This is a genomic window from Flavonifractor sp. An92 (assembly GCF_002159175.1).
GTDB lineage: Bacteria > Bacillota > Clostridia > Oscillospirales > Oscillospiraceae > Pseudoflavonifractor_A.
The window spans coordinates 23,223-50,199 of sequence record NZ_NFGZ01000006.1; the positions used below are offsets into that span (position 1 = coordinate 23,223).

The 26,977-nt window shown below is 63.1% G+C and carries 22 protein-coding genes; 5 read left to right on the forward strand and 17 right to left on the reverse strand.

The genetic code is table 11. The features are described from left to right. The first annotated feature begins 99 nt into the window (after nt 1-99). Nucleotides 100-450: a cytochrome C biogenesis protein gene (locus tag B5G43_RS06045; protein WP_087259575.1), complete on the forward strand. Its 351-nt coding sequence runs from the start codon at nt 100-102 to the stop codon at nt 448-450. Here B5G43_RS06045 and B5G43_RS06050 read toward each other — a convergent pair. Both B5G43_RS06050 and B5G43_RS06055 read right to left on the reverse strand, forming a co-directional pair. Beyond that, complete coding sequence (locus B5G43_RS06050) at nt 395-1,309, reverse strand: cation diffusion facilitator family transporter (protein WP_087259576.1); 915 nt, start codon at nt 1,307-1,309, stop codon at nt 395-397. The genes B5G43_RS06045 and B5G43_RS06050 overlap by 56 nt on opposite strands. An 86-nt stretch (nt 1,310-1,395) precedes the next feature. Next, nucleotides 1,396-1,881, reverse strand: coding sequence for a hypothetical protein (locus B5G43_RS06055; protein ID WP_087259577.1), 486 nt, complete (start codon nt 1,879-1,881; stop codon nt 1,396-1,398). Nucleotides 1,882-2,089: 208 nt separating this feature from the next. On the opposite strand from B5G43_RS06055, the gene B5G43_RS06060 reads away from it, so the two are divergent. Then, nucleotides 2,090-5,164 carry a hypothetical protein gene (locus B5G43_RS06060; RefSeq protein WP_087259578.1) on the forward strand — a complete coding sequence of 1,025 codons (3,075 nt, stop codon included), beginning with the start codon at nt 2,090-2,092 and terminating at the stop codon, nt 5,162-5,164. A gap of 61 nt (nt 5,165-5,225) precedes the next feature. Here the strand turns inward: B5G43_RS06060 and B5G43_RS06065 are convergent, their stop codons facing one another. Beyond that, nucleotides 5,226-7,142, reverse strand: a complete 1,917-nt coding sequence (locus B5G43_RS06065; RefSeq protein ID WP_087259579.1) for a BMP family ABC transporter substrate-binding protein — start codon at nt 7,140-7,142, stop codon at nt 5,226-5,228. A gap of 146 nt (nt 7,143-7,288) precedes the next feature. Here B5G43_RS06065 and B5G43_RS06070 point away from each other — a divergent pair, with 146 nt between their 5' ends. Then, the gene (locus B5G43_RS06070) at nt 7,289-8,149 is read left to right on the forward strand and encodes an AraC family transcriptional regulator (protein WP_087259580.1); all 861 of its coding nucleotides are present in this window, start codon (nt 7,289-7,291) and stop codon (nt 8,147-8,149) included. Between the two features lie 39 nt (nt 8,150-8,188). Here B5G43_RS06070 and B5G43_RS06075 read toward each other — a convergent pair whose 3' ends face one another. The 6 genes from B5G43_RS06075 to ugpC form a co-directional block, all read right to left on the reverse strand. Next, nucleotides 8,189-10,375 carry an alpha-galactosidase gene (locus B5G43_RS06075; protein ID WP_087259581.1) on the reverse strand — a complete coding sequence of 729 codons (2,187 nt, stop codon included), beginning with the start codon at nt 10,373-10,375 and terminating at the stop codon, nt 8,189-8,191. 182 nt (nt 10,376-10,557) lie between these two features. Then, nucleotides 10,558-11,397 carry a carbohydrate ABC transporter permease gene (locus B5G43_RS06080; protein WP_087259582.1) on the reverse strand — a complete coding sequence of 280 codons (840 nt, stop codon included), beginning with the start codon at nt 11,395-11,397 and terminating at the stop codon, nt 10,558-10,560. Nucleotides 11,398-11,412: 15 nt separating this feature from the next. Then, complete coding sequence (locus tag B5G43_RS06085) at nt 11,413-12,309, reverse strand: sugar ABC transporter permease (protein WP_242960483.1); 897 nt, start codon at nt 12,307-12,309, stop codon at nt 11,413-11,415. A 15-nt stretch (nt 12,310-12,324) separates the two neighbouring features. Beyond that, the gene (locus B5G43_RS06090; protein ID WP_087259583.1) at nt 12,325-13,611 is read right to left on the reverse strand and encodes a sugar ABC transporter substrate-binding protein; all 1,287 of its coding nucleotides are present in this window, start codon (nt 13,609-13,611) and stop codon (nt 12,325-12,327) included. 345 nt (nt 13,612-13,956) lie between these two features. Further along, the gene (locus tag B5G43_RS06095) at nt 13,957-14,841 is read right to left on the reverse strand and encodes an AraC family transcriptional regulator (protein WP_087259584.1); all 885 of its coding nucleotides are present in this window, start codon (nt 14,839-14,841) and stop codon (nt 13,957-13,959) included. Nucleotides 14,842-14,917: 76 nt separating this feature from the next. After that, a complete protein-coding gene (ugpC, locus tag B5G43_RS06100) occupies nt 14,918-16,018 on the reverse strand; it encodes a sn-glycerol-3-phosphate ABC transporter ATP-binding protein UgpC (RefSeq protein ID WP_087259585.1) in 1,101 nt (366 codons plus the stop codon). Nucleotides 16,019-16,304: 286 nt separating this feature from the next. On the opposite strand from ugpC, the gene B5G43_RS06105 reads away from it, so the two are divergent. After that, entirely contained in the window at nt 16,305-17,021 is a 717-nt protein-coding gene (locus tag B5G43_RS06105) for a DUF624 domain-containing protein (protein ID WP_087259586.1), read from the forward strand. 66 nt (nt 17,022-17,087) lie between these two features. On the opposite strand, the gene B5G43_RS06110 is transcribed toward B5G43_RS06105, so the two are convergent. The 4 genes from B5G43_RS06110 to B5G43_RS06125 form a co-directional block, all read right to left on the reverse strand. After that, nucleotides 17,088-18,005, reverse strand: coding sequence for a GTP-binding protein (locus tag B5G43_RS06110; RefSeq protein WP_087259587.1), 918 nt, complete (start codon nt 18,003-18,005; stop codon nt 17,088-17,090). Between the two features lie 206 nt (nt 18,006-18,211). Then, nucleotides 18,212-19,729: a BCCT family transporter gene (locus B5G43_RS06115; RefSeq protein ID WP_087259588.1), complete on the reverse strand. Its 1,518-nt coding sequence runs from the start codon at nt 19,727-19,729 to the stop codon at nt 18,212-18,214. Nucleotides 19,730-19,849: 120 nt separating this feature from the next. After that, nucleotides 19,850-21,166 (reverse strand): betaine reductase selenoprotein B, encoded by a 1,317-nt coding sequence (grdH, locus tag B5G43_RS06120; protein WP_087259589.1) that lies wholly within the window; start codon nt 21,164-21,166, stop codon nt 19,850-19,852. Between the two features lie 18 nt (nt 21,167-21,184). Next, nucleotides 21,185-22,507 carry a glycine/sarcosine/betaine reductase component B subunit gene (locus tag B5G43_RS06125; RefSeq protein WP_087259590.1) on the reverse strand — a complete coding sequence of 441 codons (1,323 nt, stop codon included), beginning with the start codon at nt 22,505-22,507 and terminating at the stop codon, nt 21,185-21,187. A 252-nt stretch (nt 22,508-22,759) separates the two neighbouring features. On the opposite strand from B5G43_RS06125, the gene B5G43_RS06130 reads away from it, so the two are divergent. Further along, nucleotides 22,760-23,416, forward strand: a complete 657-nt coding sequence (locus B5G43_RS06130; protein ID WP_087259591.1) for a TetR/AcrR family transcriptional regulator — start codon at nt 22,760-22,762, stop codon at nt 23,414-23,416. Nucleotides 23,417-23,481: 65 nt separating this feature from the next. Here B5G43_RS06130 and B5G43_RS06135 read toward each other — a convergent pair whose 3' ends face one another. The 4 genes from B5G43_RS06135 to B5G43_RS06150 all read right to left on the reverse strand — a co-directional run bounded on the left by B5G43_RS06135 (nt 23,482) and on the right by B5G43_RS06150 (nt 26,898). Further along, nucleotides 23,482-24,033, reverse strand: a complete 552-nt coding sequence (locus tag B5G43_RS06135) for a DUF3841 domain-containing protein (RefSeq protein WP_087259592.1) — start codon at nt 24,031-24,033, stop codon at nt 23,482-23,484. Next, nucleotides 24,030-24,602 (reverse strand): DUF3841 domain-containing protein, encoded by a 573-nt coding sequence (locus B5G43_RS06140; RefSeq protein WP_087259593.1) that lies wholly within the window; start codon nt 24,600-24,602, stop codon nt 24,030-24,032. Before B5G43_RS06140 ends, B5G43_RS06135 begins: the two co-directional genes overlap by 4 nt. Before the next feature lie 87 nt (nt 24,603-24,689). After that, nucleotides 24,690-25,589 (reverse strand): helix-turn-helix transcriptional regulator, encoded by a 900-nt coding sequence (locus B5G43_RS06145; RefSeq protein ID WP_087259594.1) that lies wholly within the window; start codon nt 25,587-25,589, stop codon nt 24,690-24,692. A gap of 133 nt (nt 25,590-25,722) precedes the next feature. Further along, a complete protein-coding gene (locus tag B5G43_RS06150; RefSeq protein WP_087259595.1) occupies nt 25,723-26,898 on the reverse strand; it encodes an MFS transporter in 1,176 nt (391 codons plus the stop codon). Between the last annotated feature and the right edge of the window lie 79 nt (nt 26,899-26,977).

Here is a 26,977-nt window from a genome sequence, read left to right on the forward strand (position 1 = left end):
TCAAAAACGGCTCCGCCCAAATGGGCGGAGCCGTTTTGCTTTTTGGTTCCCGCTCTGCTATCATGGAGCTATCCCGCATGTGAAAGGAGCTGAGGCTCGATGGAGCCCACCTACTGCAAACTGGAGATCTTCATCCCCGAGACCCATCTGGCCGTGCTGCAGGACGCCCTGGCCCAGGTGGACGCCGGACACATCGGCCGGTATGACCGCTGTCTCTCCTACAGTCCCGTCACCAGCTGCTGGCGGCCCCTGGAGGGGACGAACCCCTATCTGGGCGCGGTGGGCCAGGTGAGCACCGAGCCGGAGCTGAAGGTGGAGGTCACCTGCCTCCTGGCCCGGGTGGACGCCACCGTGGAGGCCGTGAAGCGGGTCCACCCCTACGAGGAGCCGGTCATCAATGTGATCCCCCTCTATCGCACGTCCTTCGCCCCGTCGGGTCCAGCGGATTGACGTGGACCATGCAGTGCTTCACCTGGGGAAAGGCCCCCTCAATGGCGTGGTGGACCCGGGCGGCCACCCCGTGGGCCTGGGTGAGGGAGCTCCCGGCGTCGGCGCACAGGTCGATCTCCACATAGACCCGCTCGCCGAAGAGCCGGGTCTGGAGCCGGTCCAGCCGCAGCACGCCCTCCTGGGCCAGAGCCACGGTGCGCATGGCCTCCTCCAGCTCCCGGGGACAGGCGGTGTCGATCAATTTGGTCACCGCGTCCCGGAACACCTCCCAGGCCGCCTTCAGGATGAGCAGGCAGATGAGGACGCTGGCCAGCGGGTCCAGGGCGGGCAGACCCAGCCGCGCCCCCAGGATGCCCGCGAAGCTCCCCACGGAGGAGAGCGCGTCGGAGCGATGGTGCCAGGCGTCGGCCATCAGCGCCGGGGAGTCCGTCTGTTTGGCCACCCGCCGGGTGTACCAGTACATCCCCTCCTTGCACACGATGGAGAGCAAGGCCGCCCACAGCGCCACCGCGCCGGGCGCGGCCCGACCGGCCGACTGCAAGGCGGAGCGGAGCCCCGCCCAGCCCACGCCCACACCGGTGGCTGCCAACAGTCCCGCCAGCAACAGGGCGGCCACGCACTCCAGCCGCTCATGCCCGAAGGGGTGTTCCCGGTCGGAGTCCTTCCCCGCCAGACGCACCCCCACCAGGACCACCAGGGTACTCAGCACATCCGACCCGGAGTGGACCGCGTCGGAGAGCATGGCCTGGGAGCCCCCCGCCACACCGGCCAGGAGCTTGATGGCGGTGAGCAGCACGTTGATCCACACCGTCACCACCGCCGCCCGGACCACCTGATGTTGTCGCTTTGTCCCGTCCATCCCGTTTCCTCCCCCGGCGCGCTCCGCCGGCCCCGCGTTTTCTGCTGGGCCAGTCTATGCGCGCGCTCCGCCGGAGGTGCGGACGGTCACTCCTCCTTGGTAAGGAGGAGCCCGGCCTCTCCCACGTCGATGGAGCCGTCTTTCAGAGAGATGAAGGGCGAGCAGGACACCGTCTCCCCCTCATAGGTCAGGCGGATGTCCGCATCGGCGAAAATGTCGCTGACGTTGCACTGGAGGAGGAACGGGGCGCAATCCGGGTCCTCGTACAGCAGCACCGGCTGTGAGGTCTCCAGGTCGTTGCGGTACAGCTCCAGCTCCATACCGGAGTACCGGGGGATCACCAGATAGTAGTCTCCCCCGGAGAGGTAGTGGACCGGTAGTTCCGCGCGATCCAGATAGCGCTCGGCGTAGTAGTCCAGGTCCTCCGGCTTCTGGTAGCCCAGATAGGCCACGGCGTAGAGCTGTCCCTCCGCAAAGGGGATGTTCTCGGTGCGGCTGGCCTGGGGCTGACCGGCGCACCCGGCCAGCAGGCCCAGGCTCAGCAGCAGCGCCGGTACGGTGATCGGTTTCATGGCGTTCCCTCCTTGTCCCGCCCCGGCACTCCGCCGGGGCTTCTTGGCACCATTCTACCACAGTCCACCCCGCCGCGCCAGAGGCGGCCCAAAACACTATGCTGACTGTTAAGTGTTGTTTTATGGCGATTCCAGCGTTATAATGGCGCTATATGAGAGAATTCGTTCTGCCGCATATAGCAGTGGAACCGCAGGAGGAGGAACAGCCATGAAACTTACAGGGCTCTCAGAAGAAGGAAAACGTCTGGAAATCCCGGGCGGACTCAGCGTGCAGCTGCCCCCCGGCGCGGCCTACGGAACAGACAACGATGGCGATCTGATCCTGTACCGCTTCGATCCGGTCCCGTCGGGCTACCGGGCGGGCAGTTTCGAGGTGGCGGATGAGACTCCCTTTGCCTGGAAGCTCAGCGGACTGAAGGAACGGGTCACCCTGAGCGTAGAGGAATCGGTCCCCCTGGATGAGGTCCGGGGGGAGGCGGAGAAGGCCCTGCGGGGCATCGCGGAAAACCTCACCGCCGGTGAGGAGTCCCAGGAGCCCTACGAACCCGGCTCCAGCACCCAGGTAGAGGAGACCGAGGACGGCTTCACCATCCGTTCCAATCTCTCCATCTCCAACGCCGGGGGCTCCTATCAGCTGCTGCCCCTGGAGGGGGACCGGATCGGTATGCTGGTGAAGAAGAAATTCCAACTCTTCGGCGTCACACTCACCCTTACGTATCTCTTTGTAGCGGTATGGGTGGGCCGCGTGGTGAAGATCTACCTGTCCACGGCGGCGGTCCCCAACGCCGGGGAGGGCTTTGAGGAGCTGACCGGCGCCTTCGCTCCCCTCCTCCAGACCGCCGAGCTGGACCCGGAGCAGGCCAAGCCCCCCGAGGAAAAACCCATGCAGAACGCCGCCGAAGTGCTGGAGCGCCTGGACCTCACTCAGGGCGAGCGGGTGGAGGCGGGCGAGTTCTCCGTGCTGGTGCCCAAGGGCCTCCGCTTTACCCGGGAGGTCAACCCGGACCGGCGGCTGCTCACCTGCGCGCCGGATGACATTTCCTTTGACGAGGAGGGCTGGGACACCCGCTGCGGCATGGCCTTCACCCTCCAGAAGGGGACCCCCGTCCCCACCTCCCTGACCCACCCGCTGGACACCCCGGAGGGACAGAGCGAGGCGGACGCCCTGCTAAACAGTTTGAACCTCTCCGGCATAGGGCAGACCGTCAAAAACAGCCAGGTGGGGCAGCTCACCACCCCGGTCCGGGCGGCGGAGTATTGCATCTCCTATGAGCTGGCCGACGACAACCCGGTGGAGGTCATCTTCCGGTATTTTATCGTCACCCACCATTTCCTGTACACCGGCCAGTACATCGGACGTAAAACCGCCCTGGGCGAGGACGCTCCGGAGCGGCACCGCGCTGTGCTGGAGGGCTGGCTGTGCGCCTTCCAGTTCGTAGGCGGCGGCGAGGCCCTCTCCGCCGCGGAGGGCAAGGAGGCCCTGGGCGAGCTGGCCGGAGCCGACGGACACCTGGACGGCCTCAAGGGCGTGGCTCTCTTCTTCCAGGACGTGCTCTTCTTCCACGACGAGCATCTGGTCTGGGACGGCAAGCACCACAAGACCCAGCAGCTCCAGTTCAACTCCGCCAAAATGGGGGAGTACGCCTCCCTCCTGTTCAATCTGGACCGTCTCTCCCAGGAGACCCTGCGTCTGGTTGGGTCCATGGAGGAAAATGAGGCCCTCCGCATCCCCGCCGCAAAGCTGGGCGAGGAGCTGCGCACCTTCCTCCACGGCGCCGACCTCACCGGCGCGGTGCTGTTCCACCTGGCCGGATACCACCTCTTCCACTTCCAGGAGACAGGCGAGAACGCCTATCGCATCCTGATGGATGAGCGCATCCAGCGCACGGTCCCGGAGCCCGTGGCCTATCTGACCACCTTCCTGGGGGCCCTGCGGGCTTACAACGGGAACAGCGCCCCCTTTACCGCCGAGGAGGGCCCTGTCTATCGGGCCATCGACGTGCCCGACCTCTTCCACGACGGCGGACCCGCCCTGGCCACCGACGAGGACCTGGAAGGGCCGGAGGAGATCGACTGGGAGGCCCAGGAGCGGGCCCGTCTGGCTGCCGTCCCCTTCGATGACGGCGCGGCGGTGACGGTCGCGGGAAGCACCTTCGTCCTCACCGGCGATTTCCAGTACCAGAAGGGCAGCCGGGACCTTATCGCCCAGGAGATCACCGCCCGGGGCGGTCGGGTCACCGGCGCCATCAGCGGCAAGACCACCTATCTGGTCATCGGCAGCCAGGGCAACTTCGGCCAGCGGAAGGTGGATCAGGTCCAGGAGCAGCGCGCCAAGGGCAAGGAGATCCAGATCATCCGGGAGGACGCGCTGGTCCAGGCGCTGAAAACCAAGCCCGCCGCCAAGGCTGCTCCGACCAAGTCTGCGTCCAAATCCGCCGCCTCCAAACCTGTCTCCAAGTCCCCCTCCACCCCCAAGCGCTCCACCCCCACCCGGAGTGCGTCCAAGCCCACCTCGTCGGACAGCTCGGTGCGCATCGAGCACATCCAGCCCGAACCCGGAGAGTTCATGCGCCTCCAGGTCACCGTGGACCTGCCTGGGCTGGACGACACGCCGGAAGATGTGCGTGCGGCGCAGCGTCAGGCCAAGAAACAGAAGCAGGACATCCAGAAACAGATCAACAACGACCGGCTCAAGGACATCAACGAAAAGCGCAAAGAGGCGGACGGCAAATTCCAGCGCGCGTGGAAAAAGCTCCACGACGACTACCGCAAGCAGTATGATGAGCTGGGCCAACAGCGCCTGGAACATCAGGCGGCGCTGGAGGCCGCCCAGCGCACTCTGGGCACCCTGGGCTTCTTCCAGTTTTCCAGGAAGCGCGACCTGCGCCAGCAGATCGCGGCCTTCACCACACAGCTCCAGGCGCTGGACCAGAAGCTGAAGCAGCTGGTGGACGAGGAAACGAAAAAAATCAAAGAGCTCAACCACAAGCTCCGGGGCAAGGTGTCCAAGGAGGCTCAGGATGCCTCCTACTTCGTCATGCTGGACACCACCGGCCAGGAACAGAATGTGCTGTACAACGTGTTGAGCAACCTATCCGAGCGCCCCAGCTCCCGGGATCAGGTGATGCAGCACCTCACCTATTCCCTGGGCAATGACTGGACCTACACCCATCTCAACCGCGCCCTGCGCAACCCCTTCATCCGTACCGTCACCCTGGAACTGCCCACCATTCGGCCCGACGGCACTGTCGGCACCGAAACAGTATCCGGGTACGGGTTCTAAGCCAGAATCGCCGAGAAAAGGCCTGTAACCGCTGGTTACAGGCCTTTTTTACAAATGTAAATTAGTGTTTTTCTTTCACAACGGCCTCCACGCCCACCAGGTCCACGGTGGCCTTGGCCGTCTCGTTCAGCTCGTGATACTCCGGGATGGAGCCCACGATATTCTCCGCCAGCCAGTCCATGCCGATGATCTGCTCCGGGGTCAGATCGCCATCCAGCACCCGCCCGTCCTGGGCGTAGAGCTTGCCCCGGAACGGGTAGCACAGGTCGGCGCGGATGCTGTTCTGGAGGAGGTCCGCCAGCTTCTGGGTGCTGGGGGGCACCTTGGCCGTGCAGCGGAGGGCCACCACACCGGCCGACATGCCCCAGTAGTAGTTGAGGGCCTTTCCGCTCTCCTGATACTCCGCCTGGAAGGAGCGGTCCTGGATACGCCGGAGCATGGCCTCATAGTAGACCCCCCACCGCCACACTGGCGCGGCCAGGATCACCCGGTCCTCCCCGGAGATGAGGGACAGGCCGAAGCTGGTCCAGCTCCGGTCGCCCTTCCGGGTCAGGTCCCGGGAGGAGATGAGGCGGATGTTCCGGTCGGTGAGCCGCCGGATGGCGGCCTCCGCGCCGCCCACCGTGGACCACTCCAGGTAGACCTTGATGCGGGGATTGACCATCTGGGCCCCCAGCGCAAAGGCGTTGATGCCGGCGATCTGCCCGTAAATGGGGTAGTCGCACAGATAGCCCACGTCGTCGGTCCCGGCCAGGCTCCCCGCGATGGCGCCGATGATGAACTTCGCCTCGTACATCCGGGCGTAGTAGGTGCGGATGTACCGGTGGGACTTGTTGAGGGAGCAGTTGAGGATGGTGACCCGGGGCTCCTCCACCGCCGCCCGCAGGGAGGCGGGCAGCAGCCGGGGCGAGGTGGTGAAGATGACCGTATTCCCGTCGGCAATGGCCTGCCGGATGACGGCCAGAGGGTCGGACTCCAGGGCGTTGAAGTAGGCGGTGGTGCGGATGGCGTCGCCGAACACCCGCTGGACGTGGAGCCGTCCCAGCTCGTGGCTGTTGGTCCAACCGGACTCGGTGGGGGTCTTGTCGTGGATGAAGGCCACCCGCATGGCCCCCTTCTCCCCCACCGCGAACACCTTGGCCAGCAGGCCCGGCTTCTTCTCCTCCGGCGTCAGCTTCACGTCGATGGGGTCCTGCTCCTGCTGGAGGACAATCTCCTCCCAGACGTTCCGCACCAGGCCGAAGATCTCCGAGGGGGTCTTGCCCCGCAGGGCCTGATAGCCGTAGACCTGGATCACCGCCAGCATGGCGTCCCCCACGGTGGAGCGGAGCTGTCTGCCGCCGTGGGCCTCATAGGCCTCCCGGAAGGAGAAATAGGCGGCCGAAAAATCCCGGCGCTCCTCCTCGCTCCACAGCTCGTTGGGCCCCTTCCCCAACCGCTGCTGGAGCTGGAGGTAGCTGCCCGGCTTGGAGAACTCCACAAAGCTCACCCGGCTGAGCTGGTAGAACTCCAGCAGCTCATAGTAGAGCTCCACCTCCCGCGCGCCGCTGCGCGGGGGCAGGATGCGGGTGATGGAGGCGCGGATGGTGTCGCCCCCGAAAAATTTCAGCACGCTGACCCGCTTGTTGCCCTCCTGGACGTAGTAGCGGTTCATGTACTCGTAGACCTTGATGGGGTCCCGGATGCCCTCCTCGATGTGGGCCTGACAGAGGGCCTTCCACTTGGTGGCGAACTCCGAGTCCTCCCCCAGCATGGGCATGAAGTTCCGGGCAAAGGCGTTGGTCCGCACCCCGGTACAGGTGCCCACCACGAACTCCAGCGGGATGGACTGGGTCCCCAGGTCGATCCCCCGGTTCAGCCGGTCCCGGGGCACGAAGTCGTCCAGGACCGGAAGATAGGGGTACTCGCCCCGGGAGGTACAGGCGCGAAATTCCTTCTGGGCGCGCCGCTGCGCTTCTTTGTAGTAGAGCCTGGGCATGGCCGATCTCCTTTCCCGCCTCTGCTTCCCCGCGGAAGCAGCTCAGATGGTCTGGTCGAAATTCCAGCTGTGGTTTGCGCTTGGTATCCGCCGGTATCTATGTTATACTAAAGAGTAAGAATGTGTCGCGATCAGGAGGAAGCTGGATGAGAGATTTTTCCTTTTCTGTTTTCCCGAACGAGAACTTTCTGGACCTGCGCATCTATCAGTACGGCTATGAACAGTGTGAGCCGCTGCATTCCTTCGGCCCGTTCGTCCGAAATCACTATCTGTTCCACTACATCATCTCCGGCCGGGGCACGCTGGACGCCACCGGCGAGGACGGCGTGACCACGCGCCGGTATGAGCTCCACGCCGGGCAGGGCTTTCTCATCTGTCCCGGCCTCATCAACACCTATTTTGCCGACGAGACCCACCCCTGGAAGTATGTCTGGGTGGAGTTTGACGGCCTCCACGCCTCGGAGTTTCTGCGCTACGCCGGACTCACCGCCGCCCAGCCCATCTATCAGGCGGACAGCGACGAGCAGAGCCAGGAGGTCCGGGACCGGATGCTCTACATCGCGGACCACTCCGACGCCTCCACCCTCCACCTGATCGGCTATCTCTACCTGTTCATGGACGCGCTGATCCGCACCTCCTCCACCCGGCTGAGCGCCCAGGGAAGCCAGATCAAGGACTTCTACATCCAGGAGGCGGTCAACTACATCGAGCAGAACTACCAGCGGGACCTGACCGTGGAGGAGGTGGCCGACGCCTGCCGCCTGAACCGCAGCTATTTCAGCAAACTCTTCAAGGACAACATGGGCTGTCCGCCCCAGGAGTTCCTGATCGGGGTGCGCCTGGCCAAGGCGGCCGAGATGATGTGCAACGGCAACGCCCCCATCAGCGAGATCGCCGTCCGGTGCGGCTATTCCAACCAGTTCCACTTCTCCCGCGCCTTCAAAAAACGCTACGGCGAGCCGCCCCAGAAGTGGCGGGCGCAGAACCGAAAACATTCCAGGACCTAAAACAGAGGGCTGGCCGCAGAACCGCGGCCAGCCCTTGGTTTATTCCGCCTTGAGCCAGAGGCGCAGGCTCTGATACTCTCCCAGCATGGGGAGTGGATACCCGGCCTGCATCAGCACGTCGCCGGGCCACGCCTGCTCGTCTCCGCTCACCCGGTAGTTCCGCGCGGGGTCCAGGCCGCGCAGCTTCACGCACCGGAAGGGAGGGCCGGCGTGGGTCTGTCCGGACACCACACACAGAATGGCCGAGCTCTGATCGGGCGCCACATGCATCCAGCAGGTGGGCGCGCCGTCCGCCGTGGGGGCGGTCAGGCGGTAGTAGTCGCCCTGCTGGATGAGCTCGTAGCTCTCCCGGTAGGCCTGGATCTGCTCTTTCACCAGGTCCTTCTCCCGGTCCGACAGCTTGCCCAGGTCCATCTCATAGCCAAAGGTGCCCGACAGGGCCACCACGCCCCGGGTCTCCAGCGGCACGCTCCGGCCGGTCTGCTCATTGGGCACCGCCGAGACATGGGCGCCCATGGTGGACGGGGGATAGGCAAAGGAGGTGCCGTACTGGATGGAGAGGCGGTCGATGGCGTCGGTGTTGTCGCTGCACCAGATCTGGGGGGTGTAGTAGAGCATACCCAGATCGAAGCGGCCGCCGCCGCCGGAACAGCCCTCGATGAGGGTGTGGGGGTTGGCCGCGCGGAAGCGCTCCAGCAGATCATAGACCCCCAGCACATAGCGGTGGTAGACCTCCCCCTGCCGGCCGGCGGGGATGGCGGCCGACCACACCTGGGTCAGCGAGCGGTTCATGTCCCACTTCAGATAGGACACGTTGGCGGTATCCAGCACCTTCTGGAGGGTCTGGAAGATATACTCCCGCACCTCGGGCCGGGTGTAGTCCAGCACCAGCTGGCTGCGCCCGCGGGTGAAGGGGCGGCCGGGCGGGTTGAGGACCCAGTCCGGGTGCGCCCGGTAGAGGTCGCTGTCCTCGCTGACCATCTCGGGCTCGATCCAGAGGCCGAACTCCATGCCCAGGCCGTTGATCTCCGCGGACAGGGCGCTCAGGCCGCCGGGGAGCTTCTCCTCATTGGGATACCAGTCGCCCAGGCTGGTGAAGTCGTCGTTCCGGTGGCCGAACCAGCCGTCGTCCAGCACGAAGAGCTCCACGCCCAGCTTGGCGGCCTCCCGGGCCAGCTCCATCAGGCGGGGGGTGTCAAAGTGGAAATAGGCGGCCTCCCAGCTGTTCACCAGCACCGGCTTGCGCCGGTCGCGCCAGACATCCCGCAGCAGGTGGCTGCGCACCGCCCGGTGGAACTGCCGGCTCATGGGGCCGAAGCCGTTGGGCGAGCAGATGAGGGCGGCCTCCGGCGTGGTGAACATCTTTCCGGGCTCCAGCGTCCAGCTGAAGTGGAAGGGGTGGATGCCCAGCGTGGCACGGGCGTTGTCGAACTGATCCCGCTCCACCGCGGCCTCAAAGTTACCGCTGTACAGAAGGCCCAGGCCGTAGCAGGTGCCGTGCTCCTCCCCGGCGCCCGGCTCACACAGCATGACGAAGGGGTTGTGCTGGTGGCTGGAGATGCCGCGGATGCTGCCCACCGACTGCACGCCGGGGCGCAGGTGGGCGCGGTTCAGGCCCCGCTCCTTCACATGGCCGCCGTCAAAGGTGATGAAGTCCAGGTCGGCGCTGAGGAAGTCCAGGCAAGCCGAGGCCGCCCGGCAGATGCGCACCGGCTCGTCGCCCGTATTCACGATGCGGACGGCCCGGGTGATGAGGTCGTACTCCTCCAGCACGCCGTAGAGCAGCTCCACCCGCACATGGGCGGAGATGTCCTCCAGGGTCAGGACCAGGGTCTCCGCCTCGTCCTCCGAGGCAAAGAACGCGGGCAGGCCCTCCAGGCCGTATTTTCCCTTCTTCACTTCCGCGCCCACATACCGCAGGTCAGCCACACGGCTGCCGTCGGCCAGCTCCAGCTCCAGCGAGGCCAGGCGGAAGTCGCCCGCCCCGGAGCCGGAATACTCCTGCGGCAGGGTGTCCAGCGAATAGGTCCGGTCCCGGCCCGCCTCGTCGGGGTTGGGCGAGAAGCCGCGGTCGGCAAACCGGATCAGCCGGGAGAGGTCGCCCTCCTGGATCTTCGGTCCGTAATAAGTGTGGAGCAGGACGCCGTTCCGGTCCGCCTTCATCTGATAGGTGGTGTTGCGGGTCTGCAAGGTAAAAATTTGCTTGTTATTTTCTTGGATAATCATAAAAGACTCCTCGCAAAGAAAGTTCGAATGTGCCCGCATGGTACGGGGTGCGACAGGGCACCACCATTCTAAGCGATATTTCGATGAGATTCAATAGATAGCCGGGCATTTTAGAAAAATGCGACAGCCCCGGCAGGTCATGGGAAGCCCATGCAGAGGCTGTCGCATTGAGGGGGAGCGGATTATTTGCCGCCGGTGTTGGCGATGCCCTCAATGAACTGACGCTGGAAGATCATGTAGAGGATCACCATGGGCAGCATAGCCAGCAGGCTGCCCGCCATCAGGACGGGGAAGTTGGTGGAGAACTGGCCGCGCAGGGTGGCGAGGCCCGAAGACAGGGTCATCATGTTCAGGTCGGAGTTGACCACCAGAGGCCACATCAGGTCGCCGTAAGCGAACACCGCGGTGAAGATGGTCAGGGCCGCCACCGAGGTGCCGGTGAGGGGGAACATGACCTTGATGAAGGTCTCAAACTGGTTGCAGCCGTCCAGACAGGCGGCCTCTCCGATCTCATTGGGGATGCCCATGTAGGTCTGCCGCAGGAAGAAGGTGCCGAAGGCCGAGACGATGCCCGGGAACACCAGAGCGAAAATGGTGTTGGCCATGCCCAGCTTGGCCACCATCTGATACTGGGGCAGGATGAAGATCTGGGAGGGCAGGGACATCTGGACCAGGATCAGGCCGAACAGGATGTTCTTTCCCTTAAAGTTCAGCTTGGCGAAGGCGTAGCCCGCCATGGAGCTGAACACCACGGCGCAGATGACCCGGAAGAAGATCATCAGCGCGGTATTCACGTACATGTTGACGAAGGGCAGAGAGGCGATGGCGTCCACAAAATTGTCCAGATTCCAGTGGGACGGGAAAATGATGGGCGGGATCTGCATGCTCTCCGTCTGGGTCTTGAAGCTGGTCAGGATCATCCACACAAAGGGGAAGATCATGATAATGGAGCCCAGGATCAGAAATACGTAGATCAGGATGGTGGACATCCGTCTGGTGCGCTGTAAAGAGCTCTGTTTCATCAAATTTCCCCTCCTTTACACATCGTAATTGACCCACTTCTTCTGGCCCACGAACTGGATGACCGTGATGATACCGATCAGGAACACGGTCCACACCACGATGGCGGCGCCGGAGCCGCGGCTGCCGGCCACGAAGGTCTCGCGGTAGAAGAGGTACATCAGGCTTTGTACGCTGGTCAGTGCCGGGTTGGTATCCTCCACCATCATGTAGATGAGGTCGTAGACCTTGATGGAGGACATGAGGCGCATGATCATGACCACAAACAGGGTGGGCGAGACCATGGGCAGGGTGATCTGCAGGAACTGGTTGACCTTGCTGGTGCCGTCGATCTCGGCGGCCTCATAGTAGGACTTGGAGATGTTCTGCAGGCCCGCCAGCAGCAGCACGGCGTCGTAGCCGATGTTGCTCCAGATGGCCACGATGGCGCAGGCGATCATGACATACTTGGAATCGGTGATCCAGTTGATGTGGGTGCCGAAGATCTGGTTGAGGATGCCGTAGTCGCTGTTGAAGATCCAGCGCCACACCATGGTGACGGCGGCGGGAGCACAGACCATGGGCAGGAAGAAGATGGTGCGGAAGATGCCCTTGCCCTTGATCTTGGCGTTGAGCATCATGGCCACCAGCAGGGACAGGAACAGTCCCACCGGCACGGTGAGGATACAGAACAGGATGGTGTTCCAGGTGGCGCGCCACACTTCGGGGTTCTGGAACATCTCCACATAGTTGCCGATGCCGATGAACTTGTAGTGTCCGAAGCCCAGGTGCTCACAGAAGCTGGTGTAAATGGTCTGCACGAACGGCCACAGGTTGAGCACGATCAGGCCGATCATGGTGGGGGCGATCATCAGATAGCCCCAGTTCTGCTCCCGACGGGCGGCGGCAGAGAGCTTCATTGTCTTATTTCCCATGTCTCAACCCTCCTCTCAGGAATCGGCCAGCTTTTTGGCGGTCTCGGTGTTGATGAGGTTCTGGATCTGATCCAGGCCGGTATCGATGTCCACCGAGCCGTTGTAGATGCTGGTCATGATGTCCACCACGCCGCTCTTCCACTTGGGACGGGCGGAGTTGTTGACGTACTGCACGCAGTAGTCAAACTGGCTCATAATGGCGTTTTCCAGGTCCAGCTTATAATCGAACTGGTCGAAGGCGCTGATCCAGGTCTCCTCCAGGCCCTCATAGGCCGGGATGGCGGCGCCGGACTCGCCCTGGATGCGCTGGGCCTCCTCGTCGGCGAAGTACTTCAGAACGTCCAGGCAGATGTCCAGGTTCTTGCCGTGGGCGCCGGTGGCGTAGGTCAGGCCGTTGGAGATGGTGGCGCGGCCGTCACCGCTGACCGGATCGGGAGCGGCGGGCAGCACAGCCACGTCCCACTTGCCCACCATCTCGGGATAGTTGGTCATCTGGGCCAGCAGGTTCCAGCTGCCCTCCAGGAACATGGCGCCCTTGCCGGAGAAGAAGGCGGTACCGGGGGTAGTCTCGGCGAAGTAGGCCTGATCGGGGCACCAGTCGTAGCTCTGCAGGTTCACATAGTACTTGACGGCCTCCCGGGTGGCCTCCTGGTCAAATCCGCCCTTGGTCTTGTCCTCGGTGAGGATGCATCCGCCGTTCTGGTAGACGAAGTTGTGATAACCCAGCTGCTCGTCGTTGTAGGCCATGTAGCCATAGTTCCCGGTGGCGTCGTAGATGGCCTGGGACGCGGCCTCCAGATCATCCCAGGTCCAGGTATCGTCGGGGTAGGCCACCCCGGCGGCGTCAAACATCTCCTTGTTGTAGATCAGGCAGATGTTGTCCTTGTCCTTGGGCACGCCGTACATCCGTCCGTCGGTGCCCTGGGCGTTGCTGATGGAGATGTCGCTGTAATGCTCCTCATAGGGGAACAGGTCGGTGACATCGGCCAGCATGCCGAATTCGGAATAGTAGAGGATCTGATCGGTGTGCATCCAGAACAGATCCGGCAGGGTGTTGCTCTCGGCCGCGGCCTCCAGCTTGGTCCAGTATTCGCTCCAGCTGGTGACCTGGACCTCGATCACCACATCCGGGTTGACGTTGGCTGTGTAGGCGTCACACATGGCCTGCATGCCGTCCCGCTGACCCACGTCCCAGATCTGGAAGGTCAGATGGGTCTTGCCATCCGACGAACCACATCCGGAGAGGGAAACCATCAGCGCTGTCGCCAACAACAGAGCCAATACGCGCGGTACTCGTTTCATGACTTTCTCTCCTCCTCTTTTGATCCTTTTGCGCTGGGAACGGCGCCGGGAACGCCGTTAATTTATATTTAATATATAATGATTGTGACGAAACTGTAAATGAAAGTGTACCAGAAAAATATACCCAAATGCCGTATCATGCGCGTTCTGTGCATATCACACGACATTCGGGTATATTTCAATCATTTTCGTCAGATATTTAAGTATTCGACTTTATTTTTTGTGCAAGTCCACAAATTATACCCTGTTATCCCTGGATGGGCAGGAAAACAGCCCCAGCAAACAGCGCCGCCGAGCCGCAAAACCCGGGAATTCAATATATCATAATGTGCTGTGAACCGCCGGCTACCACAGGAAGGGCTCCCGTTTGGAGGCCGCCTTCCGGTCCTGCTGGGGGATGCTCTCCATGTATTCGCTGGGGGACATGCCGGTCTCCCGCCGGAAGGCTTTGGCGAAATAGTTGGCGTTGGCAAACCCCGACGCCTCCGCCACGTAGGTGATGGACGGGTCCTCTCCCCGGAGGAGGAGCTTGGCGTACTCCAGGCGCAGATGGGTGATGTACCGCCCGGGCGAGACGCCGGTCTGCCGGGTAAAGGTGCGGATCAGATGGGCCTTGGACACCTCCAGTCGCTCGGCCAGCTCGTCCAGCCCTTCCAGGAAGGGGAACTCCGCCTGGATGATGCCCACCGCCGCCTCCACCAGGGGCGTGAGAGCCTGCCCCGCCGGTTCCTCCCCGCCGGAAGCGGGGCCCAGCAGCAGGTGGCTCAGCATGGTGTAGGCGTAGGCGCCGGCGGTGGTGCCGTTCAGCGGAGCGCTCTCCTCCTCCAATACCGCCAGCGACAGCACCGCCTCCCGCACCGCCGCGCCGCCCCGGGGGAAGAAGGCCGCGCCGTCGGTCATGCGCCGCTCCAGCAGCCGTCCGGGCAGTTCGCCCCCCAGCTGCACCAGCATGCACACGCTGTCTCCCACGGACTGCACCGTGAAGGTGCCGCACTGCCAGAGGGCCAGCGCCTGTCCCGGGGCCAATACGTCGCTCCGGGCGTGGGAGACGGCGGTCACCGCTCCCTCCATCACGGCCACTACCCAGCAGCTCAGGTCTCCGGCATAGCCGCTGTACATCCCTCCGGAGGGCAGGGGCAGGATCCGGGCGGACGACAGGGTCAAAAGGCCGTCCACCGCCGGGTCCGGCGCAGTGGGGCGGACTTCACATGCTTTGGCTGGATCAATCATAGCGTGTTCCTCCAAAAAGGGACAGGAGCGGATGGGAAGCCGCTTCCTGTCCCTGTGGCCTGTGTATATCTGGACCTTAGTGGGCGATGGCCTGCTCGGTCTCCTTGTCAAAGAGGTGGATCTTCTCGCTCTTGAAGGTCAGGACGGCGGGGTCGCCCTCACGGCCCTTGAAGGTGGGCTCGGTGCGGATGACCAGGCGGTTGCCCTGGCACTCCACGTGGAGGCTGATCTCGGCGCCCATGAGCTCGGCGATCTCCACGGTGGTGGCGATGCTGCCGGGGCCGGCCTCGCCGGAATCGGCGGCGATGATGTCCTCGGGCCGGATGCCCAGCACCACGGTCTTGCCCTCATAGGGGGCCACGGCCTCATTCATCCGCTGGGGCAGCGCCACGGCGGTACCGCAGACCTGGGCCGCATAGCCTTCGCCCTGCTTGACGATGACGGCGTCCAGGAAGTTCATCTGAGGGGAGCCGATGAAGCCGGCCACGAACAGGTTGCAGGGGTAGTCGTAGAGCACCTGGGGGGCGTCGTTCTGCTGGATGACGCCGTCCTTCATGACCACGATGCGGTCGCCCATGGTCATGGCCTCGGTCTGGTCGTGGGTGACGTAGACGAAGGTGGTCTGCAGGCGCTTGTGCAGGCGGCTGATCTCCGCGCGCATGGCGGTACGGAGCTTGGCGTCCAGGTTGGACAGAGGCTCGTCCAGCAGGAACACGGAGGGGTTGCGCACCATGGCGCGGCCCAGAGAGACACGCTGCCGCTGGCCGCCGGAGAGGGCCTTGGGCTTGCGGTTCAGCAGGTGCTCCAGGTCCAGGGCGCGGGCCGCCTCGTGGACGCGGCGGTCGATCTCGTCCTTGGGCACCTTCTTCTGGATCAGGCCGAAGGCGATGTTCTTATAGACCGTCATGTGGGGGTAGAGGGCGTAGTTCTGGAACACCATGGCAATGTCGCGGTCCTTGGGGGCCACGTCGTTGACCAGGCGGTCACCGATGTACAGCTCGCCGCCGGTGATGTCCTCCAGACCGGCGATCATCCGCAGGGTGGTGGACTTGCCGCAGCCGGAGGGGCCGACCAGGATGACGAACTCCTTGTCCTGAATCTCCAGATTCAGATCGGGCACGACCGTCACATTGCCGGGATAGGTTTTATTGACATGCTTGAACGTGATGCTTGCCATGATCCTTGACCTCCATGATCCCGCCTGTTTTGCGGGTAATTTATTGATGGTCTGTCCCGGCCATCTGACCGTCCGTCCCCGGAAAGACCTTCTTTGACACCAAGGATAGCACGCCCCTCTCCCCTGCGCAACAGCAAAATAGTGATTGTCCCGGTAAAATAGTGACGCTTCCGGCCCAAAAGCGCCCGATGTCATCCGATTACCCCATACATCAATTTATTGCTATTGAATTGCCCGGCGGGGTGTGATATCTTCACTCTAATAAGGATGAAAGGAAGGGTTCTGTTTGCTGTTCCGCCAAGACTATCGCGCGCCCGGTCCGGGCATCCGCAAGGATGAGCCGGAAAAGACCGGCCCCGCCCGGATGCTCCAGATCATTCAGCTGGAGGCGGGCTCCATTCTCCTTCTGAATGTGCTCTTTCTGCTCTCCTGCATCCCCATCGTCACCCTTCCGCCCGCCCTCTTCGCCATGAATCAGGTCATCCGCAAGATGATGCTGGACCGGCCGGTGCTGTGCTTTTACGACTACCGCACCGCCTTCCGCACCTACTGGAAGCGGGCCTACGGCGCCTTCTTCCTTACCGCCGTTCCCCTGGTGGCGTCGGGCTTCGGCGCGTGGTTCTACCTGCTGCGGGCCGCGGAAAATCCCATCCTCTTTGCCCCCTTCCTGGTCTGCTCCACCATTTTTCTGGTGACCCTGCTCTCCTCGGTCTGCCTCTACGGCACCCTGAGCACCGGAATGGAGTTCCGCCCCGCCCTGCGCATGGCCCTGGCGCTGGGCCTGGGAAAACCCCTGCGGCCCATCCTGGCCGTCATCTTGGGCTACGGCCTGGCGGCGTTCGGCATTCTCCAGCTCCCCATTAGCCTGATCTATGAGGTCTTTCTGGGCTTCTCCCTCCCCTGCCTCCTGGCGAATTTCTTCCTGCGCACCCTGCTGCGGGACTACTGCCCCACGCCCAAGCCGGACTTTCCGGAGGATGAGTCCGACCACCCGGACGCATAATATTCCAAATCAAAGGCCCGCGGCGAAACAATCCGTTTCGCCGCGGGCCTTTTTCCTATTTTTCCATCATGCGCGGTCCGCTTCCAGCAGCGCGGCGATCTTATCCCGGTTCAGCGCCGTGCCGATGACCACCAGACGGCTCTCTTCCACGCCGGTCACGGAGTGGAGCCACACCCGCCCCGGGGTATAGTCTACCTGATACCACATTCCATCAGCCCCCGGCAGGAACCCCTTGGCCCGGAGCACCCGGCCCAGCTCGGGGCCATCCAGCTCCGAGAGGAGGAGCTGCCACTCCCCTTCGTCCCGGGGCGTCTCCAGGTGGAGCGCCAGGGAGGTGAACACCGCACCGCCGTGGTGATGATGGGTGTGCGCTGAATTGTGAGGCACGGTGCGGGCCCGGGCCTCTTCCAGCAGCAGCTGCACGTCCAGCTCCTCCCAGGGACAGGCGAAAATGGCCGCCCCCGGGTTCTCCTCCGCCAGGGAGGCGCACACCGCCCGGGCCTCCTCCGGGGAGATCAGGTCCAGCTTGCTGCACACCAGAGCGCCGGCATGGCGAATCTGGTCCAAGTAGAAGGTGCCCATATCCTCCCGATAGGCCGGGTGCATCTCGGCATCCACCACGGTGATGGCGGCCACCGGCCCCAGCCCCCACTCCGGCGGGAGGTTCTGGCAGGTCCGCAGCAGGTCACCCATCCCCGCTACACCGGATGGCTCGATGAGCAGCCGCTCCGGCCGCTCGGTCTCGGCAAGCTCCCCGATGGTTTTCTCAAAGGGTCCGGCCAGGGAGCAGCAGATACACCCGGACGCCAGCGTCCGAACGGCCAGCCCCGGGCGCTGGAGCACCAGATCGTCCACGCTGCACGTGCCGAATTCATTCTCCAGCAGGGCCGTCCGCGGCCCATCCGCTCCCATGTCCAGAATGTGCCGGATGAGGGTGGTCTTTCCCGCCCCCAAAAATCCGGAAATCAGAAGGATCTCGCCCATCGGCTCTCCCCCGCTCTCTTTCGATATGGTCCGTATTCCAATACGGCTCAGCTCCTAATTTTTCAGTATACCGGTACCGCTCCGCTTTGTCCAATTCCTTTCTGAAATAGGGCGGTTCTCCTTTATTGAAAAGAGGGACAAAACACACCGCCCCCGAAAGCCGAAGCTCTCGGGGGCGGTGTGCCACTAGAATAAAAGAGAAGGAATCAGTTCTTCCGAACAGCGGGGTCCTGGCTCATCACCTTGACGATGGAGACCATGGTGAAGATCAGGATGAAGGCGAAGGGGAACGCCGAGACGATGGACATGGTCTGCAGCATGTTCAGGCCGCGTCCCTCGGCGGTGCAGAGCATCAGCACCAGAGCCAGAGCCGCCTGCAGCACGCCCCAGATGAACTTGCGGCTGTTGGAGGGGTTCAGGTCGCCCTCGGAGCTGAGCATGCCCAGCACGTAAGTGGCGGAGTTGGCGGAGGTGATGAAGAAGGTGCACAGCAGCACCACCACGATGACGGACAGGATGGTGGTCAGCGGATAGTGCTCCAGCACGGAGAACAGAGCGGTGGAAGTGTTGGAAGCGATCTCGGCAGCGGCCTCGACGCCGACCTTCTCGCCCACATTGATGCCCATGGTGCCGAAGATGGCGAACCACACGAAGGAGGCGCCGGCAGGCAGGAGCAGAACGCCAGCCACAAACTCCTTGATGGTGCGGCCCTTGGAGATGCGGGCGATGAACAGGCCGGAGAAGGGAGCCCAGGCGATCCACCAGGCCCAGTAGAACACGGTCCAGGCGCTGTACCAGCTGGGATTCTCGGAGAAGGCGCCCACGGCCATGGCGCTGGAGGGCAGGCTCTGGACGTAGTTACCGGTGCCCTCCACCAGGTTGCAGAGGATGTCCACGGTGGGGCCGATGGCCAGGCAGATCAGCATCAGCAGACCAGCTACCACCACGTTCATGTCACAGACCTTCTTGATGCCCTTATCCACACCGGCCACAGCGGTCCAGATGTAGATGACGGTGATGACGGCCACGATAACGAACACGGCCACCTTGTTCTCGGGCACGCCAAAGACCTTGTTCAGGCCGGAGTTGATCTGCATGGCGCCCAGGCCCAGGGAGGTGGCGATGCCGCCGGCGGTGGCAAAGATGGCCAGGATGTCGATCAGCTTGCCCACAGGGCCATTGACGCCCTTCTCACCCAGCAGCGGGGTGAACACGGAGCTGACCAGGCCGGGCTTGCCCTTGCGGAACTGGAAGTAAGCCATGCCCAGGCCCAGCACGCAGTAGCCGGCCCAGGGGTGGAGGCCCCAGTGGAGGAAGGCCTTCTGGAAGGCGAAGCTGGCAGCCTCGGCGCTGCCGGGGACGGCGTCGGGAGGCGCCACCCAGAAGTTCATGGGCTCCGCCACGCCCCAGAACACCAGACCGATGCCCATGCCGGCGGAGAAGAGCATACCGAACCAAGAGACGTTGCTGTATTCCGGCCGGGAGTCGTCGGGACCCAGGCGGATGTTCTTGAACTTGCTGAAGAAGCCGATCCAAATGGCAAAGACCACGAAGCTGGTCATGGCCAGCATGTAGAACCAGGAGAAGTTGCCGCCCAGGAAGCTGAACGCGGCGTTGGCCGCCGCCTCAAAGGTGCTGCCCGAGACCACGGCCCACAACACCAGGGCAGTGGTGATGATGACGGAAATGATGTAGGTGGTGTTCCTAGAATTTTGCTTGTTCATACGCTACCCCCTCACAAATTTTAACCATGATTACTCAAAAAGCGGCGGCTGGGAATCCCAGCCGCCGCTTTTGATCCAGTTACGCCGCGCCTCCCAGCCGGGAACAGGGCGCGCCGCCGATCAGTTTTTCACCTTGAACACCGTCTGCTCGGTGATGTCGGTGGCCAGGGCGTCCAGAGCCACACCCACACGGTAGTAGCGCAGCTTCCACTGCTCTTCCTTGGAGGTGTTGGGATCGCCCAGAGGATAGGGGATGGAGATGGTGGGGACCATACGGTTGGCGCCCACGGTAGAGGCCACGGGGATCAGGTTGCACATCTGGACAATGGTAAAGCCAGCGCGCTCGAACTCTTTCACCATCGTTGCACCGCAACGAGTGCAGGTGCCTCACGTGGAGCCCATGATGATGGCGTCGACCTTGTCCTGCTTGAGGAGCGGGATGATCTCCTTGGCCATCCGGCGGGCCTCAGCCTCGGTGGTGCCGGTACCCACGGTGGAGTAGAAGTAGGGATGCAGGGAGCCGAACTTGCCCTCCTTCTCATAGGCGCGCATGGCGTCCAGAGGCACGATGACGTTGGGGTCGGCGTTGGCGGCAGCGGGGTCGAAGCCGGCGTGGATGGTCTTGAACACACCGCTCTCCAGGCGATCCATGCCGGAGATGTCGTAGCGTCCCCAGCGGGTGGCGGAGGCGGACTGGATGTGGTCGGGGTTGTCCACGGGGACGATGCCGCCGGTGGTGCACAGGGCGATGCGGGCCTTGCTCAGGTCCTTAATGGCGGGGGCGATGGGCACCAGATCCTTGGCGGGGATGACCAGCTCGGTCTGATAGGGCTCACCATTCAGCTTCTTGATGAGCATCTCCACGCCGCGGCGGGCCGCAGTCTTGCCGTCGGCCAGCCACGCCTGATGGCGCACGCCGCGGGGGAAGAACTTCTCAGCGACCGCGCCGGTGTGGGGCTGACCGGTCAGGTCCTTGTTGATGTAGTCGGCGATGAGCTGCACGTCGCCCTTCATCTTGGCCGCGGACTTGCCGCCGATGAAGATGGGCATCTCCTTGTGGAACATCTCCACGCCGGGGTTCTCCACGTGCATGGAGGTGAGCACCGGCACACCGTACTTCTCGTGGACAGCCTTACAGATGGTGCCGCAGGCGAAGCCGTAGCGGCCAGCCTGGAAGGCGGGGCCAGCCACGAAGAGGTCGAACTCCTTGTCGGCCAGGAAGCCCAGGATGGTCTCCACCGCCTCGTCGGTCTTGGAGCCCATGAAGTTATCGCCGCAGACGATGGTGTGGGTCACCTCGCCGCCGTTGGCCTTCACCATGGCGTTGAGGGCCACGGCGGGACCGATGAGCTCGGCCTTGATGAAGGGGGCCTGGTCCGCCTGATCCTCGCCGCCGATGCCGGCAAAGAACTGGTTGATGTAGTGGATGATTTTCATGTGCGTTCCCCTCCTTCGTTAAAATTCAAGCATGGTCTTGGGGGACCAGCCGGCGATCTGATCGCCGCAGAACATGGAGTTGTTCTCCATGATGATGGAGCCGTCGGGACGGACAGAGGGCCCGAGGATCTCGTCGCCGGCCCATCCGCCGGACAGGCCGTCGCGGGCCAGGGCCTGCAGCTCGCCGATGACGGTGGCGCAGGGGGGCAGCTCGATGAGCTCGGAGACGTTGCCGGTGGAGACCAGGGCGTTGCACTTCTCGTCCAGGGTCACCAGGGGCTGAGAGCGGCCGTCACGGCCGGTGCACTCGTTGGAGATGCCGACCACCTTGACGCCCACGTCCTCCAGGGCCACGATGCAGCGGACGTAGTCGGCGTCGGGGTTGCCGTAGCCTTCCTCGGTGACGATGGCGCCGTCGGCGCCCAGGTTGAGCGCCATGTTGGACACCATAACGGCGGCGCGCTCCTTCTGGTCCAGGGCCACGTTCAGGTTGGACATGATGACGCCGATGAAGTTGAAGGACTTGCCGTCCTCGGCCATCAGCTCGCGGATGGTGGGGAAGTTCTGGAAGTCGTAAGTGCACCACTTGGAGGAGCAGGGCATGAAGGAGCCGGAGATGATGGCGCCGTCCAGCACCTCGGTGGGGCTGACGAAGGAAGGCAGGTACTTGTTCATGTCCCAGCCGTACAGCAGGTCGTTGTAGCCCAGCTCTTCCATCTGGGACTGGGGCTGCATGACCAGCACCACGTTGGGCAGGCCGTTCTTCTCCCGCTGGGTGACGGGGGTGAAGTCGAACTCCTCCACGTCCTCGGGCTCCAGGTCCTTCACGGCCTGGCCGATGTACTCCGCCAGACGGTGAGCGGCCCAGCGGATGGCGTGGTTCTTCTTCTGCTGCTCGTAGCGCTCGAACTCCTCATCGGTGTCCATGACCATGCACACGTTGATGAGCTTGGAGAAGAGGGTGTACTTGGCGCCCTCGCCGCCCATGTCGATGAGGCCGTCGCCGAAGGAGCCCCAGTGCTTGCCCACGGCCAGCACGCTGCAGCCCTTCAGGGCGTGGACACGGCCCTGACCGGCGGGGCAGACCTCACCGGTGACGCCGGGGAACACGCTGCGGCCGTCAGGACGGACGCGGGGCTCCACGGCCTCCTTCACGGGGCAGATGCGGGTGTCGTCGCCGGGACGGGCGATGACCAGGTCCAGGTCGGTGATGTGCTCATCTTCCGCGCGCAGGTAGGCGATGGCCGCCTCCTTGTCGATGGTCAGCAGACCATTGCGGAATGCTGTCTCCGAGCCGAATTGGACGTCGGTGACATGGAAATTGCCGATCTCCAGTTTCATAAGCAAACTTCCTTCCTTTCCGGTATGATGTGAATTTCACGGTTGCGAAATTCATGTCGCGGTTTATTCTTCGAACATGATTCTATTATCACGTTCGAAGAATGTCAAGGAAATTTTATCGAAAATCCGGCATAAACGGCGGCTGTTTTCGTCACCATTGTCTATTTTGTACAAATCGGTTGACGTTTTCCCAAAATTAGGGTAAAATATAATAAAATCGCGATAAGAAAACGCCTGGAGAGGAGTGAGAGCATGGCGCGGCACCCGTATAGTCCCGAAGAACGCAAGCAAATTTTCGCACGTTTCATCACGGCAGCGAACCAGATCATGGAAGAAAAGGGTGTCAACGCCGTCACTATCCGCCAGGTGGCCGAGCTGGCCGGGTTTAAGAGCTCCACGCTTTATCACTACTTCAGCGACCAGGATCACCTGATCATGTACGCCTCCATGAAGTATTTCCAGGAGTACAACCACCGCCTGGCGGTGTATATCACCGAGCTGCGGGACCCCTATCTCCGCTTCCGCGCCACCTGGGAGTTCTTCTGCGACTCGGCTTTTCGGCATCCGGACGCCTTCTACCGCCTCTTTTTCGGCCGATACCGGGACGATCTGGAAGAGATCATCCGGGTCTACTACGAAATTTTCCCCGATGAGCTCCAGGACACCGACCCCATCGTCCAGGACATGCTCCAGCACGGCTCCATCCTTCAGCGAAACATGAGCATCATGAAGCCCCTGGTGGAGTGCGGCATGGTCCCCGCCGGACAGGTGGAAGTCTGGAACGAGATCATCGTCCACTGCTTCCAGGTCCTGCTGGAGGAAAAGATGCGCTACGGCGATGAGGTGGACAGCACCGCCCTCATCGAGCGCCACCAGTGTTACATCAGCGCGCTGATGGAACGGGAATAAAAAACACCCTGCCGGGTCAAAACCCGGCAGGGTGTTTTTTTCGCACTATGCAGCTTTTTTCGCACTCAGGAGCAGCGCTCCACCCACTCCCGCCGCAGCTCCCACACGGCGGCCTGGGCATAGCCCTCCTCCGGCGGGTCGAAGAGCCCCTTCCAGCTCTCCTCCACCCGGCGGCGCAGCTGGGGGTAGAACGGAGTACGGAATAAGTCCAGGGGGTCTTTCACGCCCTGGCGCTCCAGCTCCCGGTCAAAGGCGGCTCTGTCCTCCTCGCTCCGGGGCAGGTAGGACAGGTTCAGCACCGCGTTCCACCGCCGGGCGTCGAAGAGGAGGACCTGCTCCTCCGGCACGGTGAGGCGCAGCAGGGCGCAGTCCCCCTCCAGCCCCACCCAGCGCGGGTCGGGCCAGCACCACACCGGGGACTCGGCCCCCTCCGGCGGCGGGAGGATCGAACGGGCCTGTCGGACGAAGAAGCCGTAGGCGGCCGAGAAATTCCAGCCGCTCCGGCCGTATTTCTGCTCCACAAAGGCCCGGCGCACCCGGTAGATCCCCTCCCGCTCCAGGGTCTCCAGGACGATGGGGCTCTGGGCGGTCCAGAGCGTCATGGTCGCTCCGCTCATCCCCAGACCACCTCCCGCAGCCACTCATGCTTCAGCTCCCACAGCGTGGCCTGGGCCATATCCCCCGGCCGGGGCGGGCAAGTGAAGAGCCGGTCCCAGCTCTTGATGATCTTGCTCCGGAGCAGGGGGTAGAAATTCCCTTTGTCCGAGTCGATGAGGGCCCCCTCGCTGGCGATGCCGTAGCGCTCCAGCTCGGCATTGTGACGCTTCTCGTCCTCCGCGTCCAGCGGGATGTACCACTGGTTCACCCGATAGCCCCAGCGCTCCATATCGGTGATAAGCAGCGCGTCCTCCGGCACCGACAGCGTCAGCACCACCGTGCCCTCCACCGGCTGGAGCATGCTGTCCTGGCTCAGCGACACCCACACCGGGTACTGCGCGTCGGCGGGGCGGGGCACGTAGCGCTCCCCCGCCCTGGCATACCAGCGGTAGAGCTCCAGATAAAAGTCGGCCATATCCCCGTTTTTGGCCCGTATCGCCTCTTCCCGGGTGAGGTAGCGCCCGGTGCGCTCCAATTCCTCCAGCACGGCGGGGTGCTGGCGGGTCCAGACCGTTCTCTCCTGCGACATGCTTGTTCACCCTTTCTCACGGCCTTCTGCGGCCGTTCTTGAAAGGAATTATAATATCACGTTCGATAAATAGCAAGAGGCCCCTGCTTACGCCTCCGTCCGCGTCACTGCCCGCAGGAGCAGGGTCTCCCCCTCCTCCAGCGTCAGGGTGATGGTGGGCCCGTCCTCCTCCCGGAGGACCGCCTCATAGACCCCCGGCTCCAGACAGACAAGGGAATCCAGGGTGTACGGGCCGCCCGCGTCGCTGCTCACCCCTTCCGGGACATAGCCCTCCCCGGTGCGTGTAAAGTGCCCGGTGGTCTGGTGCTCATAGGTCAGCCCGGTACCGAAGAACCGGGTGAGGGCGGCATCCACCTGCTCCTCCGTCAGGACGCCGCCGCCGCTGATCCCCGCCTTGTAGAGCCAGTAGAGCACCTCTTCCCAGGAGGTGAATGTGCCGGTCTCGGGGTCGAATCCGGGTACGAACCGGAGTTCGTACTGTGAAGCGACATAGACGAAGGTATCCCGCAGTTGAGCCGAGGGTTCCACCGGTCCCGGCTCCGGTTCAGGAAGGGCGGCCAGCGCCTCTCGTAACTCTTCCCAGCCGTCCGCGGCGGTGGTCACCGTCACGCCGTCCGCCGTGACATATTGGATCTTGTGAGGGGCCGGAGTGCTCACCTCTGCCGTCTCCGCCGGGCGGTGGGTCAGCCGCCACCCCACCGCCGCGCAGAGCACGCAGCACACCAGGACCGCCGGAAACACCACTGCTTTCTTCCCATACCTCCGCCGGCGGACCGGGGCGCCGCTGCCGCTCAGCGTGTTCAGATCGGTCCCCAAGGCCTGGGCGATGGCGCGCAGCATCTCCAGGTCGGGGAGGGTCTGGTCCCGCTCCCAGTTGGAGACCGCCTGGCGGGTGACCGAGAGGCGGTCGGCCAGGGCCTGCTGGGACAGTCCGGCCTCCCGGCGCAGCTGAGCCAGCCGTGTCCCAAAGGAATTGGCTTCCTTCATAAAAAGATCCCCCTTTTCTGTTGTTCCTTCGCAAGGTAACCATAACAGAAAACGGGGGATTTGAAAAGCAATGCTGCGTGGCAAGGGCCTTTCCGGCCCGCAACGATCTGTTGCGGGGGCCGGAAGGCGCCGATCAGCGCCGCTCGGGCATCCGCAGCCGGTGGTAGTAGCCGTCCACGTAGGTCACATAGACGATGGCGTCCACCACATAGGCGATGGCCGTGAGGGCAAAGCCCCGGGTCAGGCCCATGGACTCCTGCATGAAGCCCATGAGCAGGGAGCCGATGCCGATGCCGATGTCATAGGAAAGCATATAGGTGGAGTTGGCCACGCCGCGCTTGGGGCCGGGGGTGGTGCCGGTGACGAAGGACTGGAACAGGGGCTGCAAAATGCCATAGCCCAGGCCGAAGAAGAATCCGGCGGCCAGCAGGTGTACACCGGTGTTCAGGAAGAGGAAGCTGACCATGGTGAGGATCAGGACCACCAGGCTGGCAAAGACCAGCGGGCGGTGCTTTCCGGCGTCGATGGCCTTCTGCGTAGACAGCTTGGAGAGCAGCATCCCCGCCACCAGGCAGATGTAGAAATACGGCAGGTAGCCCATGATGCCCTTCTCCTGGGCCAGGATGGAGGAATAGGCGATGACCGCGCCGTAGGGGATCATCAGAAACATCATGTTGAACATGAAGGGCAGAGCGGGCCCGTGGATGGAGTCCTTGAGGGAGAACTTCTTCCGCTCCACCTTGGGGTACTTCATCCGGCAGCAGGACACGCAAATCAGCGCCGCCACCGTGATGCCGAACACGGTCAGGAAGGAGGCCTTGCTGCTCAAGCGGCTCTGCACCTGGAGCCCCACAAAGGGCCCCACCGCCATGCCGATGGACACGGTGAAGGCGAAGCGGCTGATGCCCTCGGTCACCTTGGCGGGCGGCAGCACGTCACCGGCCAGAGTCATGGTGGCCGAGCCGCACACCGAGTACACCACGCCCATGTACAGCCGCACCACGATCAGCAGGCCGAACACCGGAAAGGCCAGAAAGGCGGGGAACGACAGGCAGAAGAGGGTCAGAAAGAGCAGATACACGTGATAGCGGTTGAAGTTATCCAGCAGGTAGCCCGCCACCGGCCGGAAGAGGACAGTGGCGACGGACATCGCGGTGAGGACGATGCCCACCCGGGAGCCAGTGATGCCGATCTCCTGACAGTACACCGGGATCAGGGGGATGGAGGCGTAAAACGCCGCCAGGACCAGCAGATTTGTGATAAACAGGAGCACAAATCTCCAATTCCAGATTTTTTCGGATTGTTCCATACCAATATAACTCCTTCGTTTCTCCAAAATAAAAATAGTGGCAATTGCCACTATTCCAATATAGCACACCGTTAAACGC

Bases quoted from the DNA above. Each gene is read 5' to 3' on its own strand.
- B5G43_RS06045 (WP_087259575.1), top strand. From the start codon at position 100: ATGGAGCCCACCTACTGCAAACTGGAGATCTTCATCCCCGAGACCCAT.
- B5G43_RS06115 (WP_087259588.1), bottom strand. From the start codon at position 19,729: ATGAACAAGCAAAATTCTAGGAACACCACCTACATCATTTCCGTCATC.
- B5G43_RS06090 (WP_087259583.1), bottom strand. From the start codon at position 13,611: ATGAAACGAGTACCGCGCGTATTGGCTCTGTTGTTGGCGACAGCGCTG.
- B5G43_RS06055 (WP_087259577.1), bottom strand. From the start codon at position 1,881: ATGAAACCGATCACCGTACCGGCGCTGCTGCTGAGCCTGGGCCTGCTG.
- B5G43_RS06110 (WP_087259587.1), bottom strand. From the start codon at position 18,005: ATGGGCGAGATCCTTCTGATTTCCGGATTTTTGGGGGCGGGAAAGACC.
- B5G43_RS06125 (WP_087259590.1), bottom strand. From the start codon at position 22,507: ATGAAACTGGAGATCGGCAATTTCCATGTCACCGACGTCCAATTCGGC.
- B5G43_RS06140 (WP_087259593.1), bottom strand. From the start codon at position 24,602: ATGTCGCAGGAGAGAACGGTCTGGACCCGCCAGCACCCCGCCGTGCTG.
- B5G43_RS06130 (WP_087259591.1), top strand. From the start codon at position 22,760: ATGGCGCGGCACCCGTATAGTCCCGAAGAACGCAAGCAAATTTTCGCA.
- B5G43_RS06070 (WP_087259580.1), top strand. From the start codon at position 7,289: ATGAGAGATTTTTCCTTTTCTGTTTTCCCGAACGAGAACTTTCTGGAC.
- B5G43_RS06075 (WP_087259581.1), bottom strand. From the start codon at position 10,375: ATGATTATCCAAGAAAATAACAAGCAAATTTTTACCTTGCAGACCCGC.
- B5G43_RS06150 (WP_087259595.1), bottom strand. From the start codon at position 26,898: ATGGAACAATCCGAAAAAATCTGGAATTGGAGATTTGTGCTCCTGTTT.
- B5G43_RS06080 (WP_087259582.1), bottom strand. From the start codon at position 11,397: ATGAAACAGAGCTCTTTACAGCGCACCAGACGGATGTCCACCATCCTG.
- B5G43_RS06085 (WP_242960483.1), bottom strand. From the start codon at position 12,309: ATGGGAAATAAGACAATGAAGCTCTCTGCCGCCGCCCGTCGGGAGCAG.
- B5G43_RS06050 (WP_087259576.1), bottom strand. From the start codon at position 1,309: ATGGACGGGACAAAGCGACAACATCAGGTGGTCCGGGCGGCGGTGGTG.
- B5G43_RS06135 (WP_087259592.1), bottom strand. From the start codon at position 24,033: ATGAGCGGAGCGACCATGACGCTCTGGACCGCCCAGAGCCCCATCGTC.
- B5G43_RS06065 (WP_087259579.1), bottom strand. From the start codon at position 7,142: ATGCCCAGGCTCTACTACAAAGAAGCGCAGCGGCGCGCCCAGAAGGAA.
- B5G43_RS06095 (WP_087259584.1), bottom strand. From the start codon at position 14,841: ATGATTGATCCAGCCAAAGCATGTGAAGTCCGCCCCACTGCGCCGGAC.
- ugpC (WP_087259585.1), bottom strand. From the start codon at position 16,018: ATGGCAAGCATCACGTTCAAGCATGTCAATAAAACCTATCCCGGCAAT.
- B5G43_RS06145 (WP_087259594.1), bottom strand. From the start codon at position 25,589: ATGAAGGAAGCCAATTCCTTTGGGACACGGCTGGCTCAGCTGCGCCGG.
- B5G43_RS06060 (WP_087259578.1), top strand. From the start codon at position 2,090: ATGAAACTTACAGGGCTCTCAGAAGAAGGAAAACGTCTGGAAATCCCG.